The sequence below is a fragment of the Klebsiella michiganensis genome (genome assembly GCF_015139575.1).
Lineage (GTDB): Bacteria > Pseudomonadota > Gammaproteobacteria > Enterobacterales > Enterobacteriaceae > Klebsiella > Klebsiella michiganensis.
The window spans coordinates 3,734,917-3,746,957 of sequence record NZ_AP022547.1; the positions used below are offsets into that span (position 1 = coordinate 3,734,917).

The 12,041-nt window shown below is 52.7% G+C and carries 11 protein-coding genes; all 11 read right to left on the reverse strand.

The annotated features are described in order from the left end of the window. Positions 1-91: 91 nt before the first annotated feature. The gene (gene acnB / locus JLG71_RS17570) at positions 92-2,692 is read right to left on the reverse strand and encodes a bifunctional aconitate hydratase 2/2-methylisocitrate dehydratase (protein WP_200913720.1); all 2,601 of its coding nucleotides are present in this window, start codon (positions 2,690-2,692) and stop codon (positions 92-94) included. A 68-nt stretch (positions 2,693-2,760) separates the two neighbouring features. After that, positions 2,761-3,327 carry an RBBP9/YdeN family alpha/beta hydrolase gene (locus JLG71_RS17575; protein ID WP_025106205.1) on the reverse strand — a complete coding sequence of 189 codons (567 nt, stop codon included), beginning with the start codon at positions 3,325-3,327 and terminating at the stop codon, positions 2,761-2,763. A 32-nt stretch (positions 3,328-3,359) separates the two neighbouring features. Continuing rightward, positions 3,360-4,232 carry a triphosphoribosyl-dephospho-CoA synthase CitG gene (citG, locus tag JLG71_RS17580; protein WP_049076731.1) on the reverse strand — a complete coding sequence of 291 codons (873 nt, stop codon included), beginning with the start codon at positions 4,230-4,232 and terminating at the stop codon, positions 3,360-3,362. Then, positions 4,207-4,755: a citrate lyase holo-[acyl-carrier protein] synthase gene (gene citX, locus JLG71_RS17585; RefSeq protein WP_102803838.1), complete on the reverse strand. Its 549-nt coding sequence runs from the start codon at positions 4,753-4,755 to the stop codon at positions 4,207-4,209. The genes citG and citX overlap by 26 nt, the downstream gene beginning before the upstream one ends. Beyond that, the gene (gene citF / locus JLG71_RS17590) at positions 4,752-6,272 is read right to left on the reverse strand and encodes a citrate lyase subunit alpha (RefSeq protein WP_032749691.1); all 1,521 of its coding nucleotides are present in this window, start codon (positions 6,270-6,272) and stop codon (positions 4,752-4,754) included. Before citF ends, citX begins: the two co-directional genes overlap by 4 nt. A gap of 33 nt (positions 6,273-6,305) precedes the next feature. After that, positions 6,306-7,181, reverse strand: coding sequence for a citrate (pro-3S)-lyase subunit beta (citE, locus tag JLG71_RS17595; protein ID WP_014228729.1), 876 nt, complete (start codon positions 7,179-7,181; stop codon positions 6,306-6,308). Continuing rightward, a complete protein-coding gene (gene citD, locus JLG71_RS17600; protein ID WP_004849626.1) occupies positions 7,181-7,471 on the reverse strand; it encodes a citrate lyase acyl carrier protein in 291 nt (96 codons plus the stop codon). The genes citE and citD overlap by 1 nt, the downstream gene beginning before the upstream one ends. A 24-nt stretch (positions 7,472-7,495) precedes the next feature. After that, entirely contained in the window at positions 7,496-8,569 is a 1,074-nt protein-coding gene (gene citC / locus JLG71_RS17605) for a [citrate (pro-3S)-lyase] ligase (protein ID WP_014228728.1), read from the reverse strand. A 21-nt stretch (positions 8,570-8,590) separates the two neighbouring features. Further along, a complete protein-coding gene (locus tag JLG71_RS17610) occupies positions 8,591-9,493 on the reverse strand; it encodes a fumarylacetoacetate hydrolase family protein (RefSeq protein ID WP_048263141.1) in 903 nt (300 codons plus the stop codon). Between the two features lie 79 nt (positions 9,494-9,572). Continuing rightward, a complete protein-coding gene (locus tag JLG71_RS17615; protein ID WP_154920335.1) occupies positions 9,573-10,811 on the reverse strand; it encodes an MFS transporter in 1,239 nt (412 codons plus the stop codon). 94 nt (positions 10,812-10,905) lie between these two features. After that, complete coding sequence (locus JLG71_RS17620) at positions 10,906-11,994, reverse strand: 4-oxalomesaconate tautomerase (protein ID WP_033836551.1); 1,089 nt, start codon at positions 11,992-11,994, stop codon at positions 10,906-10,908. Positions 11,995-12,041 lie beyond the last annotated feature (47 nt).

Genomic DNA, 12,041 nt, shown 5'->3' on the forward strand with positions numbered 1-12,041 from the left:
ATCCGTGTCATTAAAAGCAGAAGCCTCTTTCTTCTGAAGCTTCCGCTGAACAAGTGAGCTATTCACCGTTATTGCTTAATGCAGTAAAGAATTAGCCAGAGAATGTTTTAATAATATTTTTTCCATCATTCGTTGACTGATACTCTGGCAGCCGATCGAAGTTCAGGTAACGATAAATATCGTCCCTTGTTGCTTTGATTTTATCCATGTGCCAGAAATATTGTTCAACGGTCGGCATTTTCCCTATCATCGCCGCCACGGCGCTCAGCTCCGCCGATGCTAAAAAAACGTTCGCATCGGTGCCCAGACGATTCGGGAAGTTACGAGTCGATGTTGAAACAACGGAACTGCCCTGACGTACCCGCGCCTGGTTCCCCATACACAGCGAACAGCCGGCGGGTTCGATTCTGGCGCCCGTTTTTATAAACTGATTAAAGTAGCCTTCACTGGCAAGCTGACGCGCATCCATTTTCGTCGGCGGAGCCAGCCACAGCCGTACGGGTATCTCGCGGGCGTCGGCAATAATTTTACCGGCGGCGCGGAAATGGCCAATATTCGTCATGCAGGAGCCAATAAAGACCTCATCTATCGGCGTACGCGCGACTTCCGACAGCAGCCGGGCGTCATCCGGATCGTTCGGCGCACAGACGATGGGTTCGGTAATTTCCGTGAGATCGATCTCAATCACCGCGGCATATTCGGCGTTCTCATCGGCCACCAGCAGCGACGGATTCGCCAGCCATGCCTCAATTTCCGCAATTCGCCGCGCCAGCGTGTCGGCATTTTCATAACCCTGATTAATCATCCAGCGTAGCAATGTGGCATTGGAGCGCAGGTATTCCGCCACGTTCTCCTCTTCCAGACGCAGCACGCACGCCGCTGCGGAGCGTTCGGCCGAGGCGTCGGCCAGTTCAAAGGCCTGCTCCGCTTTCAGCATCCCGAGCCCTTCGATTTCCAGGATACGGCCGGAGAAAATATTGATCTTATTTTTTTTCTCCACCGTCAGTAATCCCTGCTTGCGGGCATAGAGCGGAATAGCGTGAACCAGATCGCGCAGGGTTATCCCCGGCTGCATCTCTCCCGTAAAACGGACCAGTACGGACTCCGGCATATCCAGCGGCATAATGCCCGTTGCCGCAGCAAAGGCCACCAGCCCGGAGCCCCCGGGAAAAGAGATGCCAAGCGGGAAACGGGTGTGCGAATCCGCTCCGGTCCCCACGGTATCAGGAATCAGCATACGGTTAAGCCAGGAGTGGATAATGCCATCACCCGGCTTCAGCGCCACGCCGTTTCGGCGGCTGATAAACTCGGGCAGCGTTTCATGCAGCTTCACATCAACCGGCTTGGGATAGGCCGAAGTATGGCAGAAAGACTGCATAACCAAATCAGCGGAAAAATTCAGGCAGGCCAGATCGGTAAGCTCATCGCGCGTCATTCCTCCGGTGGTATCCTGCGAACCGACGGTGGTGACTCGCGGCTCGCAGTACTGTCCTGGTCGGATCCCGGCAACGCCGCAGGCTCTCCCCACTATTTTCTGCGCCAGCGTAAAGCCGGCGGCGGAGGGTGCCGGCGCTTTCGGCCGGCGGAAAACGTCGGAGGGCGCAAGGTTCAGTGATTGCCGCGCTCTGGCCGTCAGGCTGCGGCCAATAATCAGCGGAATGCGCCCTCCGGCGCGCACTTCATCCAGCAGAACGTCCGTTTTCAGGGAAAATGAGGTGACAGGACGCTGGCTGTGGGCTTCGCAAATTTCCCCGCGATACGGATAGAGATCAATCAGCATTCCCGTGGATAGCGCGGAAACATCCATTTCAAGGGGCAGCGCGCCGGAATCTTCCAGGGTATTAAAAAAGATGGGCGCAATATTGCCGCCAAAAACAAAGCCGCCGCTTCGTTTATTCGGCACCCATGGAATATCGTTGCCAAGGTGCCATAAAATAGAGTTAGTGGCCGATTTTCGCGAAGAGCCGGTGCCGACGACATCGCCGACGTAGACCAGCGGATAGCCCTCTTTCTTTAACTGCTCTAGCTGTCGTATCGGCCCGCGGCTTCCCGGTTCATCCGGGCTGACGCCGTCGCGCGGATGACACAACATAGACAAGGCATGCAGAGGAATATCCGGACGTGACCATGCCTCGGGCGCAGGGGACAAATCATCAGTATTGGTTTCCCCCGTCACTTTGAATACTTTCAGCGTGATCTTCTCCGGCAGCGCCGGACGACGTAAAAACCATTCGGCGTCGGCCCATGACTGAATCACTTTTTGCGCCCAGGCATTTCCTTGTTTCGCCTTTTCTTCCACATCCTTAAATTTTTCAAAAATAAGCAGCGTGGCGCTTAATTGTTCCGCTGCGCTGCTGGCCCAGCGGGGATCGTCCAGTAAGTGAATGAGCGGTTGAACATTATAACCGCCCTGCATGGTGCCCAGCAGTTCAATAGCCTGCTGAGGCGCAATAATACTCGCCGGGTTTTCTTCTTTGATCTGCTGATAAAGAAAATCGGCTTTAATCTTCGCCGCCGGATCGACGCCCGGCGGCACGCGATGCGCTAACAGCTGTACAAGGGCATGTTTATCATCGCAGGTCTTGCTGGTCAGTAATGTAATTAATTCTTGCGTTTGCTCAGCGGTTAACGGCTTCGGTGGAATATTTTTTTCAGCGCGTTCGTCCACATGCTTATTATAAGCTTCTAACATATGCTCTCCGTTTCAGATGTTATTTATCTGAAGGTTGTTTATGTAATAGCGATATTCGGTTGGTAAAATTAACTTTTAATAAATTGCGGTAAGCCTTCACAAAATTCTGCTAACTGCTCCAGACCATAATTCCAATCCCCGAATCCGGACTCAGCATTAATATGCCCGGCGTCACCCAGATCGATTAACCGCCCTCCCCAGCATTGCGCCCAGTACTGCGCTCGCTTAAAGGTCATTAACGGATCGTTTCGGCTGGCAAACAGGAGGCTGGGCACCCGCAGCCTCTCGGGAAGTACCGCCTCGTCCAGTTCGAAGAGCGATGGCTCCGCAGGCGCAACCATGACGATACCCGCGATGTTCACCTTTTGCGTCTGAATCAGGCGACATGCGGCGAGCGCCCCAAAGCTGTGGCCGACCAGCACGGCCGGCCGCTGACAGGTAGCCAGCTCCCGACGGATAGCGGATACCCAGGCATCGATATCCGGCTCCAGCCAGTTCCGCTGGCTTATCCGCTTCCAAAAAGGAAAACGACGACTCCAACAGCTTTGCCAGTGATGCTCATCGCTGTCTCGCAGGCCCGGTACCAGAATAATCGTCAACTTCTCGCTGAGCTGTTCCAGACGTTGGGTAGTCATAAAGCCTTCCTCTCCACGTTCAGTACCGCCCGTCAGGCCGGGTAATGGGAAAGTACCCAGCCAACGGCAAGGAGATCCGCGCTGCCGCCAGGGCTAATATTTCTGTCAATCAACGCCTTATCCATGTGTCTCAGCGCTTTTCTGAGCTTTTCACCCGCCAGGTGTTCTATCTTCAGAACGCGTTGCGCATAGCGCTGCACATACTGCAGGCCGCTCAGCCCGCCCCGGGACACCACATTGGTATCGGGGTTGAAGGCCATCAGGGCCAGCAGCATCCTGAGCAGCGCATCCTGCTCAGATAACCCCTCCCGCCGCGCTTTCTGCCACTGCGGCAGCCCGAACTGCCTGACGGTATAAAAGCCGTTCTCAGCCTCACCCCGCGCGCCGCTAAGCCCAAAGCGCTGAAAAATATGCTCGCCTTTGGTTTTGGCGAGGCCCTTTCTTTTCAGTTCCTGGCTAACCAGGCCCGCGCACATCGCGCGGGTTTCCTCGCACAGATTGCGCTGGCTAAGCATCTGGTTGCGCTTAACAAGGCGCCCAGCGGCGGCGCACAGCAGGCCGAGGGAAAAAATGCCGCCTTTGTGGGTGTTTACTCCCCCCGTGGCGTTAAACATCGCCTGTTCGCAGGCCAGTCCTGTGGGCCTTATCGCCAATAGCGTCTGCGGGGCAGGCAAATCCGCAGTCGCCTTTCCCTGCGCAAAAAAGCGCGGAAACCAGGGCGAGACGGCGCGAATACTGGCCATAAACAGGGCGATGTTCATATCACGATGCGCACCATTGTTCTCGCCATCAACCAGCCCGGGCTTTGGCGTTAATCTCACTTCCCGATACATCGCCTCGGCAGCCAGCCAGGCGATGCTTTCCCGTTGCTCAGCCCGTTCAGCGTTGACCGCGAAAATAGTCATAGGCTAAATCCTCAATCACTTGCGCAAGTTCATTCTGAGAATGGCGGCGCATACGGGAACAGACGTGGGCAGCCTCATTGCAAATGAAGCATCTGCGCATCGGCTGTCGGATCGCGCTGCGCTTAATTAATCCGGATGTGGGACAAAAAACATCGATATCCCACAGACGCCCGAGAGGATGATGATCTTCAAGATGCGCCGTCACGTGCTTGATCATCCAGGCTGGCGCCGCTACGGACCAGAACGCTTCGGGCCCGGTGGGCTGAAAACGAACGTCGTGTCTGGAAACGCCCCAGCGATGTTTCCGCAGCAGTTGGCTGAACGCGTCCGTCGCCTCCGCCATAACCTGCCGGGCAAGCGGCGTATCTTTTACCTCTCCGGGCCAGACGAGCGTGGTGGATACCATTGGTTGTTCGAAGCGGCGCAGCCACGCCTGTTGTACACTCGCGCGCGCTTCTCTGGCTTTGAGGACTTCCTCAAGGGTGAGAGGGGCGCAGGAAGCGTTTGGTGTTTCGCCGATCATTCTTTCACCTGCCTTACCACGTCAATGACGCTGCCATCGCGATAACGCACGACGCCGACAATGCGCGAGGTAAACTCAATAGGCTTGGGCTCGCCAGAAATCACCAGCGATGTCTGATAAAGCGCTTCGATGTCAACGACCGGCAAACCAGCCGCCGTCAGCCTCTCTTTGACTTCCGGACGGGCAGGATTCACGGCAATGCCGTGGTCGGTGACGAGCACGTCAATACTCTCTCCCGGCGTTACGCGGGTCGTGACGTGCCTGACGACGGTGGGAATGCGGCTGCGGATCAGGGGCGCGACCACGATAGTTAAATTTGCCGCCGCCGCGACATCGCAATGTCCGCCCGATGCCCCGCGCATCACGCCGTCGGAGCCGGTCAGAACGTTGACGTTAAAATCCGTATCAATTTCCAGGGCGCTTAAGATGACGATATCCACGCGGTCGCAGCAGGCGGCTTTCGCCGCCGGGTTGGCGTAAACGCTGGTCGAGATTTCAACGTGGTGCGGATTTTTCGCCAGCGACTCCCCCGCCGCGCCATCAAAACTTTGTGTATCCAGCAGCTTAGTAATCAGCCCCTTTTCATGCAGATCGACAATACTGCCGGTAATGCCGCCTAAGGCAAAGCTGGCGACGATATTGTGTTTCCTCATGCGGGATTCCAGGAATCGCGTACAGGCGGTGGACGCCGCGCCCGATCCCGTTTGCAGAGAAAAACCATCGCGAAAATAACCGGAATGCTCAATGACGTCCGCAGCAGACCGCGCGATCATCAGCTCTCGCGGATTGCTGGTCACGCGCGCGGCGCCAACGCTGATTTTCGCCGGGTCGCCTACGCTGTCGATTTTGACAATATAATCAACCTGATCCTGAATAATGCTGGCCGGCATATACGGAAACGGCTCAATGCTTTCCGTCAGCAAAACCACCTTGCGGGCATATTTTGCATCGACCATCGCGTAGCCAAGCGAGCCGCATCGGGATTTGCCGCCGCTGCCGCTGGCATTGCCATATTCGTCGCAGCAGGAGACCGCCAGGAACGCGACATCAATATTAATTTCACCCTTTTCAATCAGATTGACCCTGCCGCCGTGCGAGTGGATCTGTACCGGCTCCTCCATCAGGCCGTGTGAAATCGCATCCGCTAATTCACCGCGCATCCCTGAGGTATAGATTTTGCTAATAACGCCGTGTTTAATATGCTCGATCAGCGGCGCGTTGCAGGTCATCAGGGAACTTGACGCCAGCGTCAGCCCTCGCAGGCCTTTTTCCGCCAGCCTGGCCATAACGTAGTTAATCACTTGATCACCCTCGCGGAAGGCGTGATGAAATGAAACGGTCATCCCATCGCGTAAATCGCAGCGCGATAAAACTTCATCCAGCGTGTCAAAAAGTTTGCGCTGATATTTTTGCCGGGTATCCGCAAGATAGGGCGTATGGGTATTTGCGCCGGTAAATACCTCATACTGATGCTGGGCGCCGGATATATTATGAAGGGCTTCGGTTAATTGATTCATAGTTAAATCCTGTTGCTGGTGACTGAATGGAGATTATTGCCGGATGCCGGAGGCATTTTTACGTTCAATAACCACCCGGGCATGGTTGATGATCGGCGCGTCAATCATTTTGCCGTTCAGTGAAATCACCCCAAGTCCGCTACGCTCCCCTTCTTCGGCCGCGGCAATAACACGCTCCGCGTAATCAACTTCTTCCTGAGTGGGGGCATAGGCATTATGTAAGATCTCTATCTGCCGCGGATTAATAAGCGACTTACCGTTAAAGCCCATACGTTTAATCAAATCCACTTCTTTCAAAAAGCCGGCCTCGTCATTAATATCGGCATAGACCACGTCAAACGCATCAATACCTGCCCCGCGGGCCGCATGTAATACCGCGCAGCGTGCGTAAAACAGCTCGGTACCGTCGCCGCGTTCCGTTTGCATATCCATGACGTAATCAAACGCCGCCAGCGCAATCCCCATCAGGCGTTGAGAGGACCTGGCGATAGCGACGGCATTAATGACCCCCACCGCCGATTCAATCGCCGCCATCAGCTGCGTAGAGCCCACCGGGCGGCCGCAGCTCTCTTCAATACGCACAATTTCACGCTCAAGCTGGTAAATATCTTCCGGCGTATCGGTTTTGGGTAAACGGATAACATCGACGCCGGCGCGCACCGCCGCTTCCAGGTCTTTTAAGCCAAATGGCGTATTCAGCGGATTAATCCTGACAACGGTTTCAATATCTTTATACATAGGATGCTGTAGCGCATGGAACACCAGCAGCCGCGCGCTGTCTTTCTCTTTCAACGAGACCGCATCTTCCAGGTCAAACATGATTGAATCGGGTTTATAAATAAAGGCTGTTGAAAGCATAGCGGCGCTTGAACCCGGTAAAAAAAGCATGCTACGGCGTAATTTTTTCATCATAATTTTTCCCACGCAATTTCGTTGCTGGCCGTTCCCCGTAAAATCGCCGCCTGCATTCTGGCGCGGATAACGCAGTCCAGCGCACCCTTATCCTCAACAATAATTTGCCCCTGCGTAACGTTTAATGCGGAAAGTGTTTCATTAACCACCGCCGTAATCTGTTCACCAAATTGTTTGTACACTTCGCTGTTGATAGTAATATCGAGCCCATCATCGTAGGGGCTGACTTTGACAACCAGGTCGCTGGATTCCAGCGTCCCGGCGATTGCCGCATGTAATATTTTCATATAAATATCCTGAACAATGATTTATTAAGCATCAACCATATCTAAATCGGGCTGCTTAGATTGATTCGCTGATAACCATTTATATAAATAAGGCATCGTAGTTGCAGGCACCATACTTTTAACGGTGTGCATATCTTCGTGACTTAACAATTTCCTGACCGCAGAGGCGGAGATGGGAAGATTATTCATATCGGTCATCCGCTGAATCTCATTCACCTTGATACTGGCGGCAGGTATTGTCATCTCATCCTCCAGCCAGTGATGCATTGCGTCATTATATTGCGCGGTCACCTTACAGAAGGGTTCAGTACCAACAAAGCGCTGATTAATATTTAAAGCCGGTGCAATGTAACGGCGGAACATAAGCAAATCTATTGCGGCATACACCTCGTTAATAATTTGTTTTTCTTTGAGAAAGTAACCGGGGAATGTTCCTCGAGAAATAATATATTTTGAGCCAGGATGGACCGTAATATTAGGCAGATGCCGTGACCCCTCCTGAACCATGGCAAACCGTTGCCGAAAGGAAAACGTGGACAGATCTTCCTCAACGACAAAGACATGCAGCCAGTCGCACGCTTTTGCAGCCTGCTCAATCAGATACTGGTGCCCTAACGTAAAGGGATTTGCATTCATCACAATCCCGCCGATATTTCCGGCCGTCACCAAATGCTGGCCCCGCAGTTGGCGGCAGTAGCGATGGATGCCAACCGGCGAATTCTCCATCAGCGTCGCCCTGTTATCGAGGGTGACCAAAGGATAAAATCCGCATCCCTGGAACGACCGCACATTATCCGGACACGTCAGGAGAAAAAGCTGATGTTCGCCGTTCTGAACAGCCTGCAGCTCCGCTTCATGAATGATCTTCAGGCCTAGCGCCGTCCCGCGCCACTCTCTGGCAACCGCAATGCATTTTAACGTATTCCCCGCAAGCCCGGCGCAGGCAACCAGCTGCCGCTGGCAGCGCGCGACAACAAATTGCTCAATGTCGCCGTCGATGCCTAATCCATTGTTCTTCAGAAAGAGAATAATTTCGTCTCTGAAGGTACCGTTGCTAGTTTCCACTTTCTCGAATTCTAGCGTTTGGTCGGTGTACATCTTGTTTCTCCTGCCCATACCTTAATGAGCGTCAAATAATCTTGTCTGAGCCCGCGGAGACGACGACATCTGCAATTCGTGCTGCGGTTTTGATTCGACAATCGTATTCATGAGATGCCCAATATTTTCAATTACCACCTCGACCCGATCGCCTTCGTGCATAAAGAGTGGGGGCGTTCTTTTTTTACCGACGCCGCCAGGGGAGCCGGTAATAATGACATCGCCGGCGCTGAGCGCCGTAAAAGTACTGATATAGCTAATCAGATCGGCAACTTTATGGATCATACTGCTCGTCGAATCATTCTGAACCATAATGCCGTTCAAATAGGTTTGAATAGACAAGCGGTGGGGATCGGGTATTTCATCAACGGTTGTCAGGCAGGGACCAAACGCGCCGGTCTGCCGCCAGTTTTTCCCGGCGGTAAACCAGGCATGCTGCCAGTCGCGCACCGATCCATCCATATAGCAGCTATAGCCTGCAACATGGCTCAGGGCAGCGTCAGTATCGATATTCATACCCGGTTTGCCAATAATAACGGCCAGCTCACCTTCATAATCAAATTCATTGGATAGCGCGGGTTTTAATATCGGCGTTGCATGACCGGTTTGCGAGTCAGGAAAACGAATAAAGAGGGTCGGCGCATCGCTGGTTTCAGAAAACTCTTTTCTTTTTTCCGCATAGTTCATACCGACGCAGAAAATTTTCCCTGGATTTTCAATGACCGGTAAAAAAGTAATATCAGCCATCATGACATCGACCGGATAATTAACATATTGGCCGGCGATATCAATAGCACCCCACTGCAGTAAGTCCTTCAGCGTACGATATTGATGACCAATCTTGCTACCCAGGTCAATAATGCCTGTATCCGTCAATATTCCATAACTCTTACGACCATGATGAACATAGCTTGCTAATTTCATGATGACACCTTACTAACATTGAATTTCTTTACTCACGCCACTGGAGATGACGTGAGTCATTCACTTCGCCACGAAGGGTTTAAGACTCAACCGGAACCATGGCTTTTGTTTCGCTGGAAGACAAATACGTTGCAACCACCGCCCCCACGGCCAGTAGCGCAATAATGAATCCCGTCATCCCCTGCCAGCCCATAGAGTGGAAAACAAAGCCGTTCACGAAACCAATCACTGAGCCGCCCATGTAGTAGAAGAACAGATACAGCGCGACGGCCTGGCCACGTGCATGCGTTGCATTTTTACTTACCCAGCTTAAGCCAACGGAGTGACAACCAAAGAAACAACCGGTAAAAATGACCGCGCCGATAATAAAGGTGACGACGTTAGACGTTAAAGTCAGCAGCATTCCCAGCGCCATCATCACAAACAGCGCGCGCAGGACTCTCATACTGCCGTATTTTGCGGAAAGTCGTCCCGCCTGAGGGGCGGTGAAAAAGCTTAAGGCAAAGCTAAAGGAGAGCAGGCCCGCATTCGCCGGAGAAATATGAAAGGGTTCGCCTTTCAGGAAGAAAGCCAGGTAGTTATAGAGAGAGGTGAATACCCCAAAGATGATGAAGCTAATCACAAAGGCTAACGCCAGCTTTTTATTTTTAAAGTGAGATGCCGCGCCTTTCACCACGCGAAGAACGTTGAGGTTTTGCGTTGGCTTAAAGTTCTGAGACGCCGGGAGTAAAAAGTAAACCAGCAAAGCCACCAAAATCAGGCTGATCGCAAAACCATAGAAAATGGTATTTATTGAGATATGGTCGATCAGCTGGCTGGCCACAATGCGCCCGGACATCCCTCCCATCGAGTTACCAAAAACGAAGTATCCGGTGACCACCCCCGCCACCACCGGCGCGACCTCCTCGCTGATATAGGCGGTTGCGGCAGCAGCGATACCGCTGAGCGCCAGGCCAATAACCGCACGCAGGGCCACCAGCATCGCCCATGATTCGACCAGAGGACAGAGCATCGTCAGCAGTCCGCCAAGTAGCAGCGAAACGATAATTAATTTTTTTCTGCCGTAATGATCGGACAGCGTTCCGGTGAATAATAAACCGATAGCCAGAAGCGCCGTTTCTGCGGAGAGAATGATACTCACCTGACTCACCGGCACATCATATTCGACGGCGAGAACGGGTAACAGAGGTTGAATAAAAAAGAGTGAGGCTAATTCTGCAAGGCCGGATAGCGCCAGGGCCAGGATGATCCGAATATAATTACTGACCTTGACGGGAGCAGAATTAAGCTGATTATCTTTCGTATGGGTTATAGCCATAAAATCCTCGACATTATTTTTTTAGGTACAGAGTTATGTAGCAACTACACGCGAGAGGACATCAGTATTGCACCGCATTAATGATATCAAATATTTATAATTCCTCCGCTAAAACATATTCCGGGACGCAAACCGTGCCTTCAAATAATTTACGGGAGGTTCTAATCACTGCGGCACGCGTTTTCTCAATATCATCTCCCTCTTTGAGTAAAGATACGGAAATTTTTCCGCTCGGATGTTCAATATTAATAATATTGGTATACGGCGTCCTCGGCTGGTCGGCCACAATGTGATGGGCCACCGATCCTTCAATTATCGTGGCCGTGGATATGCCGATAGAGCCCGTAATAGCCAGTGATTTATGGCAGGTATGAGGCATAAAATAACGAACTCTGATGGTCCCGCCTGCGCCGGGCGCGCTCAGCAGAACCGGTTTAGGGATCACTTTATCGGCGACATCGCCCAGCCCCATTTTCGCACCTGCCTTGCGCCGGATCGTTTCCAGCTTATTCATAAACGCGCGATCGGCATCGAGGTCGGCCGGTGATTCGTCTCCCGTTTTGCCCATCCGCTCTGCCCTAATCAGCACCATCGGCATCGCCATATCAATGCAGGTGACTTCCACATCATCAATCACATCGACGATGTTACCGGTTGGCAGCAGCTTTCCCGTCTTGCATCCGGCGGAGTTAAGGAAAGTCAGGCCAATCGGCGCAGCGCAGCCGGGAACGCCATCAATGTGCGTATCGCCTTCATAGTTGACATAAAAATTCGGCGTTTGTACTTCCGCATCAACCAGCGTACCGGTATTCAGGTTGCGGATCCGCACTGTCGTCACCGGACTTTGCGCCTTAACCAGGCCTTTTTCAATCGCGAAGGGCCCTACGGCACAGAGCATATTACCGCAGTTAGGCGTGGTATCGACGCGGCGCTCGTTGACCATCACCTGAACAAATAAATAGTCGACGTCAGCATCCGGACTGTCCGAGGGGCTAACAATCGCGACTTTACTGGTTTGGGGGCTGCCGCCGCCAATACCATCAATTTCAAGTTCGTGACCCGCGCCCATTAAGCCCAGCAGCACAGCATCGCGTTCTTCAATTTTTGTCGGTAAATCACTGGCCAGAAGCACCGGGCCTTTCGAAGTACCGCCACGCATCAGTACACAAGGAATCTTTAACATTATGTTTCTCGTTTCACGCATTGATAAGAGCAATGTCAGGATTCCAC

Coding starts and splice junctions, on each gene's coding strand:
- acnB (WP_200913720.1), bottom strand. CDS start 2,692: ATGTTAGAAGCTTATAATAAGCATGTGGACGAACGCGCTGAAAAAAAT.
- JLG71_RS17575 (WP_025106205.1), bottom strand. CDS start 3,327: ATGACTACCCAACGTCTGGAACAGCTCAGCGAGAAGTTGACGATTATT.
- citG (WP_049076731.1), bottom strand. CDS start 4,232: ATGACTATTTTCGCGGTCAACGCTGAACGGGCTGAGCAACGGGAAAGC.
- citX (WP_102803838.1), bottom strand. CDS start 4,755: ATGATCGGCGAAACACCAAACGCTTCCTGCGCCCCTCTCACCCTTGAG.
- citF (WP_032749691.1), bottom strand. CDS start 6,272: ATGAATCAATTAACCGAAGCCCTTCATAATATATCCGGCGCCCAGCAT.
- citE (WP_014228729.1), bottom strand. CDS start 7,181: ATGAAAAAATTACGCCGTAGCATGCTTTTTTTACCGGGTTCAAGCGCC.
- citD (WP_004849626.1), bottom strand. CDS start 7,471: ATGAAAATATTACATGCGGCAATCGCCGGGACGCTGGAATCCAGCGAC.
- citC (WP_014228728.1), bottom strand. CDS start 8,569: ATGTACACCGACCAAACGCTAGAATTCGAGAAAGTGGAAACTAGCAAC.
- JLG71_RS17610 (WP_048263141.1), bottom strand. CDS start 9,493: ATGAAATTAGCAAGCTATGTTCATCATGGTCGTAAGAGTTATGGAATA.
- JLG71_RS17615 (WP_154920335.1), bottom strand. CDS start 10,811: ATGGCTATAACCCATACGAAAGATAATCAGCTTAATTCTGCTCCCGTC.
- JLG71_RS17620 (WP_033836551.1), bottom strand. CDS start 11,994: ATGTTAAAGATTCCTTGTGTACTGATGCGTGGCGGTACTTCGAAAGGC.